The sequence below is a fragment of the Dietzia aerolata genome (genome assembly GCF_014144865.1).
In the GTDB taxonomy this organism is placed as follows: domain Bacteria; phylum Actinomycetota; class Actinomycetes; order Mycobacteriales; family Mycobacteriaceae; genus Dietzia; species Dietzia aerolata.
The window spans coordinates 1-7,102 of sequence record NZ_JAALDM010000044.1 but is presented as its reverse complement, the minus strand read 5'-3'; the positions used below and the strand labels follow the sequence as shown (position 1 = coordinate 7,102).

At 69.9% G+C, this 7,102-nt stretch carries 5 protein-coding genes; 3 read left to right on the top strand and 2 right to left on the bottom strand.

Features of this window, described 5'->3' with window-relative positions; genetic code table 11:
* A partial coding sequence (gene purH / locus G6016_RS03420; protein ID WP_182631304.1) for a bifunctional phosphoribosylaminoimidazolecarboxamide formyltransferase/IMP cyclohydrolase occupies window positions 1-986 on the top strand: 986 nt, incomplete at its 5' end.
* A 1-nt stretch (window position 987) separates the two neighbouring features.
* The gene (locus G6016_RS03415; protein ID WP_182631303.1) at window positions 988-1,617 is read left to right on the top strand and encodes a TetR/AcrR family transcriptional regulator; all 630 of its coding nucleotides are present in this window, start codon (window positions 988-990) and stop codon (window positions 1,615-1,617) included.
* A gap of 373 nt (window positions 1,618-1,990) precedes the next feature.
* Here the strand turns inward: G6016_RS03415 and G6016_RS03410 are convergent, their stop codons facing one another.
* Window positions 1,991-5,647, bottom strand: a complete 3,657-nt coding sequence (locus tag G6016_RS03410; protein ID WP_182631302.1) for an indolepyruvate ferredoxin oxidoreductase family protein — start codon at window positions 5,645-5,647, stop codon at window positions 1,991-1,993.
* 167 nt (window positions 5,648-5,814) lie between these two features.
* Between G6016_RS03410 and G6016_RS03405 the strand changes: the two genes are divergently transcribed.
* Window positions 5,815-6,276, top strand: a complete 462-nt coding sequence (locus G6016_RS03405) for an Lrp/AsnC family transcriptional regulator (protein WP_182631301.1) — start codon at window positions 5,815-5,817, stop codon at window positions 6,274-6,276.
* 79 nt (window positions 6,277-6,355) lie between these two features.
* Here G6016_RS03405 and G6016_RS03400 read toward each other — a convergent pair.
* On the bottom strand, window positions 6,356-7,102 hold a 747-nt coding region (locus tag G6016_RS03400; RefSeq protein WP_241729706.1), incomplete at its 5' end, for an amidase family protein.

The window sequence follows — 7,102 nt, the reverse complement described above, 5'->3', positions numbered from 1 at the left end:
AGGGCACGGACGCCGACGCCGCTGCCGCCGACACCGCCGAGTTCCCCGTCTGGCTCGGGCAGAGCCTCGACCGCGCGGCCACCCTGCGCTACGGCGAGAACCCGCACCAGAGCGCGGCCCTCTACACCGATGCCGCCGCCGCGCCCGGCCTCGCGCAGGCCCGCCAGCTGCACGGCAAGGAGATGAGCTACAACAACTACGTCGACGGCGACGCCGCGTGGCGCTCCGCCTTCGACCACGCTGAGCCGTGCGTGGCGATCATCAAGCACGCCAACCCGTGCGGCATCGCGATCGACGCCGACATCGCCGCCGCGCACATGGCTGCCCACGAGTGCGATCCCGTCAGCGCGTTCGGTGGCGTGATCGCCGCGAACCGCGAGGTCAGCGTGAAGATGGCCGAGCAGGTCGCCGAGATCTTCACCGAGGTGATCATCGCGCCGTCGTACGCCGACGGGGCCGTGGAGATCCTGCAGCGCAAGAAGAACATCCGCATCCTCGAGGCACAGGCCCCCGTCGAGGGCGAGCTCGAGCGCAAGCAGATTTCCGGCGGCGTCCTGGTCCAGCAGCGCGACTCCCTCGACGCCCCGGGCGACGTGGTGGCCGGCTGGACCAAGGCCTGCGGTGAGGATGCCGACGAGCAGACCCTGCGCGACCTGCTGTTCGCGTGGCGGGCCTGCCGGGCCGTGAAGTCCAACGCCATCCTGCTCGCCACCGGCGGCGCGACCGTCGGCGTGGGCATGGGGCAGGTCAACCGCGTGGACTCCGCGCGCCTGGCCGTGCAGCGTGCAGGCGACCGGGTCACCGGTGCCGTGGCCGCCTCGGACGCGTTCTTCCCGTTCGCCGACGGACTCGAGGTGCTCGCCGAGGCCGGCGTCCGCGCCGTCGTCCAGCCCGGAGGCTCGGTCCGCGACGCCGAGGTGATCGAGGCCGCCGAGAAAGCCGGCATCACCATGTACTTCACCGGCGCGCGCCACTTCTTCCACTGATATGACCGACGGCGGGGTCGCAGGCAGCGGGGCGGGTGAGCAAGGCGATCCCGCAGCGGCGCTGACGCCCCGCGCGCAGGCCAAGGTGCAGCGCCGCATCGAGATCCTGGTGGCCGCCGCCCGGCTCATGGCACGACGCGGCTTCCACGGAGTGCGGCTCGACGACATCGGCGCGGAGGTGGGGATTTCCGGGCCCGGGATGTACCGCTATTTCTCCTCCAAGGAGGACGTGCTTGCCGAGATGCTCCTCGACATCTCCCTCCGACTGCGCGACGGTGGCCGGGCGGCGGTAGAGCGTGGTGGCGAACCGGCCGAGATCCTGGATGCGCTGCTCGCGGTGCACGTGGATTTCGTGGCCACCGAACCCGACCTGATCAGCGTCCAGTTCCGTGACCTCGGTGCGCTGCCGGCCGGGCCCCGCCACGAGGTGCGTCGGCTGCAGCGCGAGTATGCCGAGATGTGGGTCGACGCGCTGGCACGGCTCCGACCCGACTTGGGCACCACCGACGCCCGCGCGCACGTCCACGCTGTGTTCGGGCTCCTCAACGCGAGTCCGCGACTGCCCGCGATGGCCGAGGATGAGCTGCGTCGTGTGCTTACCGTGATGGCGTCGGCGGCGCTGCGGGCCTGACGGCTGGCCAAGCAGGCTTGGCCAGTGAGTCGGTCAGCTGGTCGAGCTTGACCGCGTCCCACGCGTCGAGAAGTGACTTCTGCACCTATCGGCCGAGTAAGTTTGGGCGAAACCCTCTGGGCGATGGGGCGGGCGCGCGCCGAAACGGGCGGCGATGCAGTCGGCCGGTGCCTGCGCGCGTTTACTCGACGGGAATTGCGAGATTCTTCGATTTGACGCAACTGTCGTCGAGTAATTGGCGCGCGCCGGAATGGGTGGGGGCATGCTGGGTGGGGTGGGTGCACGCTGGATGCATGCGGGCCCGCAAAACGCGAGAGCCCGCCGCCTCCGTGGGGAAGCGGCGGGCTCCTTTGGCACCGGGCGGCGGGGCCGATCAGCTGAGGGTGGACCTCAGGCGGGCCAGCTCCTCGCGGTAGCGGGCCACGTTGTCGAGCTTGACGTGCTCGTAGCCGCGCACCATGTCGGGCAGCTCGGCGATCGCGACCGCCGTGCCCCGCCAGGTGGCGTCCTTGCCGACCGGGCCGACACGGTCGAGCTCGCCGGTGAAGGAGTCGACCAGCTGTCGGTACTCGGCCAGCAGCTCGCGCTCGACGCGACGGACCTCGGCGTAGCCGAAGACGTCCAGCCGGGTGCCGCGCAGCCGCTTCATGCGGGCCAGCGCCTTCATCGCGGGCATCGTCTTGGGGCCGAACGAGATCTTCTTCTTCATCCCCATCGCGCGCAGGATCGGCGGGTGCAGCTTGACGTTCGCGACGGCGCCCTCGCCCCAATCGTTGGTGAGCTGGTCCGCGAACTCGGGGTCGACGGCCAGGCGGGCGACCTCGTACTCATCCTTGTAGGCCATCAGCTTGTACAGGTTGCGCGCTACGGCCAGGGTGAGCTGCTCGGACGGGGCGCTCGCGGACCTGCCGGAGCTGCCGGGGCCTCCGGAGGCGCTGGCGCCCGACTCGCTTTGCTGGGCCTCCGCCGTGCGAAGGGCCTCGATGCGACGCACGTAGTCGGCGGCGTAGGCCTCGTCCTGGTAGCCGATCAACTCGTCCACCCGCAGTGCCATGACGTCGCGCAGTTCCTCGGATGCGCCGGCGCCGAGGCCGGCGAGGAGACGCTGTGCGGCGTCGGAGGCGACGTGTAGCTCGGCGGTCGCGGTGGTCGCCGGGCGGTGCAGCTGCGAGATCAGCTCGGACAGGGCATCCGGATCGGCGACGGCCTGGCGGCCCCGACGGAACGCCTGCAGGTTGGCCTCCACGGCCACGCCGTTGAGCTCGATGGCCTGCTCGATCGCCTCGGCGGAGATCGGCAGGGCTCCCGACTGGAATGCGGCGCCCACCATGAGCATGTTGGACGTCTGCGTGGAGCCGAACAGGGTCTCGGTGAGCTCGCCCGGGTTCAGGTACACGCCGCGCGCCGAGGCACGGTTGATCGCGTCCTGGATGTCCGCGGTGGCCGGGTAGTGAACCGAGGTGTCGATGACCATGGACCCGGTGGGGATCTCCGTCGTGGAAACCACCGAGGTGGTGCGCTCGGGGTTGGCGACCTTGAGGTTGGTGCTGTCCGCGCCGACCAGGCCGTCACAACAGAGGTAGAGGTCGCAGTCGCCGGAGCCGATCTTCGGTGGCTGCTCCAGCGGGGTGCGCGAGACCCGGACATCCGAGACCACGGCGCCGCCCTTCTGGGCCAGGCCGGTCATGTCGAGGGTGCGGGCCGAGTTCCCGTCGAGCACGGCGGCGGTGGCCAAGACGGCCGAGACCGTCACGATGCCGGTGCCGCCGATGCCGGTCAGGCGCAGCGAGAAGCCGCGATCGGCGTCGACTGTGGACTGTGCCGGTGCGGGGAGTGAGTCGGCTGCCAGCGAGGGGGCGGTGGCCACACGCTCGGTCTTGGTGCCGGGGACGACGGTGACGAACGCCGGGCAGTCACCCTGTAGGCACGAGTAGTCGAAGTTGCAGGTGGACTGGTCGATCTGGGTCTTACGACCGAACTCGGTCTGCACCGGGTGGACCGACAGGCAGTTGGACTTCTCGCCGCAGTCGCCGCAGCCCTCGCAGATTCGCTCATTGATCACGACCTTCTCGGCGGGCGTCGGGTACGTGCCGCGCTTGCGGTTCCGGCGCTTCTCGGCCGCGCAGTACTGATCGTGGACCAGCACGGTCACGCCGGGGATCGCGGCCAGCTCCTGCTGGACCTCCAGCGTCTCGGCGCGGTCGCGGACCTCAACGCCACGCGGCAGTCCCTTGGCCTTGGATTCCTTGACGTTGTCGGTGGTGACGACGATCTTGGCGACCTTCTCCGCCTGCAGCAGACGCAGGATCTCGGGCAGGCTCATCTCGCCGACCGGGTCCTGGCCGCCGGTCATGGCGACGGTGCCGTTGTAGAGCAGCTTGTAGGTGATGTTGTCTCCCGAGGCCACGGCAGCGCGCAGGGCCAGGGAGCCCGAGTGCATGAAGGTGCCGTCGCCGACGTTCTGCACCATGTGACGCTCGTCGAGGAAGGGGGACATCCCGGTCCACTGGATGCCCTCGCCGCCCATCTGGGTGACGCCGGTGACGTTGCCGACCTGCTTCTCATCCATCATCAGCACCATGGCGTGGCAGCCGATGCCGCCTCCGACGAGCGTGCCGTCCGCGACCTTGGTAGACGAGTTGTGCGGACAGCCGGAGCAGAAGTACGGGGTCCGGGTGGTGGCCAGCGGCAGGGCGATGCGGCCCCGGGGGCGGCCCGGGCCGTCGAGCCAGGCCTGCGCCGAGGAGATGGCATGGACCTTGCCGAGTCGCTGGGCCAGGCCGCGGGTCACGGAGTCCACGTCGAGCTCGCCGAAACGGCTGAACAGTGTCGAGCCGTCCTCGTGGGTCTTGCCGACCACATTGGCCACGTCGGGGCGCCGGAAGTGGATCTCGCGGATCATCGTCTCGATGAAGTCGCGCTTCTCCTCGACCACGATCACCTCGTCGAGTCCGGACATGAACTCGTCCAGGATCGTGCGCTCGAGCGGGTAGACCATGCCGAGCTTGAGGATCCGGATCCCGCGGCGGGCCAGCTCGTCGTCGTCCAACCCGAGGCGCCGAAGCGACTCGCGCACATCCAGGTAGGTCTTGCCCGCGGCGACGATCCCGATACGGTCGTCGGCGGTGCGCTGGACGATCCGGTTGATCCGGTTGAGTCGCGCGTACTCCAGGGCGCGGGGGATGCGAATGGTCAGCTGGTTCTGCTCGAGCTCCATCAGGCTCGATCCCAGCAGCTGCCCCGACGGCACGTGGGGGCTCGTGCCCAGATCGCCGTAGACGGGCAGGATCCGGTCCGGGTCGACGATCGCCGTGGAGGAGGCATCGGCCACGTGCGAGGAGATCTTCATGGCAGACAGCAGGCCCGAGGTCCGTGACAGCAGTGCGGCATGGACACCGAAGTCGAGCACGTCCTGCGAATCGGCCGGGTACAGCGTCGGCATGTAGAGATCGGCGAGCGCGAGCTCGGAGGCGCACGGCACGGTCGAGGATTTGGCGCCCGGGTCATCGCCCACCATGACCACCGCGCCGCCGTGGGGGTCGGTGCCGATGAGGTTGGCGTGCCGCAGCGCGTCGGTGGCGCGGTCGAGCCCGGGGGACTTGCCGTACCAGTAGCCCACCACGCCCTGCAGCGGGGCGCCGCCGGTGTTCGCGGTGGCCCGCAGTGTCCCGGTGCGGCGGGCCAGCTGGGAACCCATCACCGCGGTGGCGCCGGCCTCCTCGTTGAGGGCGGGGCGGTGCACGATGTCGTACGGGTCCAGGAACTTTGCGCGCTTGGCCAACTCGAGGTCGTACCCGGCCAGCGGCGAGCCCTCGTAGCCGCTCACCAGACTCGCGGTGAGCAGGTTCTGCCGGCGGTCGAGGCGGGCGCGGTCGCGAACCGTGCGCACCAGCGCCTGGATTCCCGTGAGGTAGACCGTGCCGCTCTCACGCGTGTAGCGGTCCGAGAGTGAGAACGATCCTGCGTCCGCCTGTCCGGTACGCGGCAGATCGTCGTGGGTGCCGCTCTGGGGGCCGAGGAGGGAGGTCATGATGCACACCTTGCCTAGAGAACTTGTGATCAGTGTCTCAAGGCTAGGCACGGTTGTGAACCACGTCACGTGGTCAGTGGATAACCGGGCAGTCTGTACAAAACGTGCGGAGTTTGACTGTCTAGACTGAACATAATGTCCACGTTCTCGTCGTCTACTCTAGGCACATGGACCCCGCACCCAACCTGGACGACACCGACCGACGGCTCCTCGAGATCGTCATGGACGACCCCCGCGTCGGCGTACGCGAGTTCTCGCGCCGCCTAGGCGTGGCGCGCGGCACCGCGCAGGCCCGGCTCGACAAACTCGAGGCGCGCGGCGTGCTCGCGTCGTGGGCCCCGAGCCTCGATGCGTCCGCGCTCGGCTATCCGCTGGGCGCGCTCGTGCACATTCAGATGGCCCAGGCGAAGCTCGATGAGACGTGTGCTGGCCTGGCGAAGGTGCGCGAGGTGCTCGAGGTGATGAGCGTGGCGGGGGAGTTCGACATCGTGTGCCGGGTCGTGGCGCGCGATCACGCGCACCTCGAGGAGGTGTTCAGCGCGCTCATCGCCACGCCCGGCGTGCTGCGGACCCGCACCGAGGTGATCCTGCGGCAGCGCGTCGGGCCCCGAATCGAGCAGCTGCTCTAGGGATGTAGTGGCCCGGAGCACGGCCCGCGACCGCGGGTGACTGCTGGGTGACCTTGGTAGTGGTGGTGGCGGCGGTGGGTCAGTCCCAGATCCGCGCGAACGGGTGGGCGGCCTCGTACTCGGAGGCGATCTCCAGCAGGGTGCGGTCGTGGCCGATCCTGGCGCTGAGCTGCACGCCGATCGGCATCCCGTCGGGCGCGGAGCCGGCCGGCAGAGAGATGGCCGGCGAGCCCGCGACGTTCTGGGCGGGAGTGAACGTGACCCAGTTCGCGACGCGCTCCAGGTGCTGGGCGAAGTCCTGGTCGGCGTCGAGGTAGCCGACCTCGGGGGTCTCGTGGTTGACCACCGGGTTGAGGATCAGGTCGTACCGGCCGAACATCTCGTCGTGCTTGCGGCGGGCCCGCGCGAGCCGCGCCAGGGCGACCGGGAGCCGCAGGAGGCGCTTCTTGGCGCCGGCGGCCAGGCCGGAGGTGAACGCGTCGAGGGAGGAGGCGTCGAAACCCTCGCCGAACAGGGATGAGCCCTGCAGGGAGGTGGCCAGGGCCAGCAGGCCCCAGTAGTCCTTGAAGTCGTCCTCGAAGGACGCGGGGACCGGCGCCTCCATCAGATCGACGTGGTGGCCGAGCTGGGAGAGGCGCTCGGCGGCCAGGCGGAGCGTGGCGAGGGTGGCGGCGTCGGTCGGGCCACCGGCGGGGCTCTGCTCGACCACCCCGATGCGCAGTCGCCGGGACGGTGCGGGGGCGACGGTGCCGATCGCCGGCACCTTGACGGGAGGCCGAGCGGCCTCGAACGCCGTCCAGAACGTGACGGTGTCCCGCACGGAACG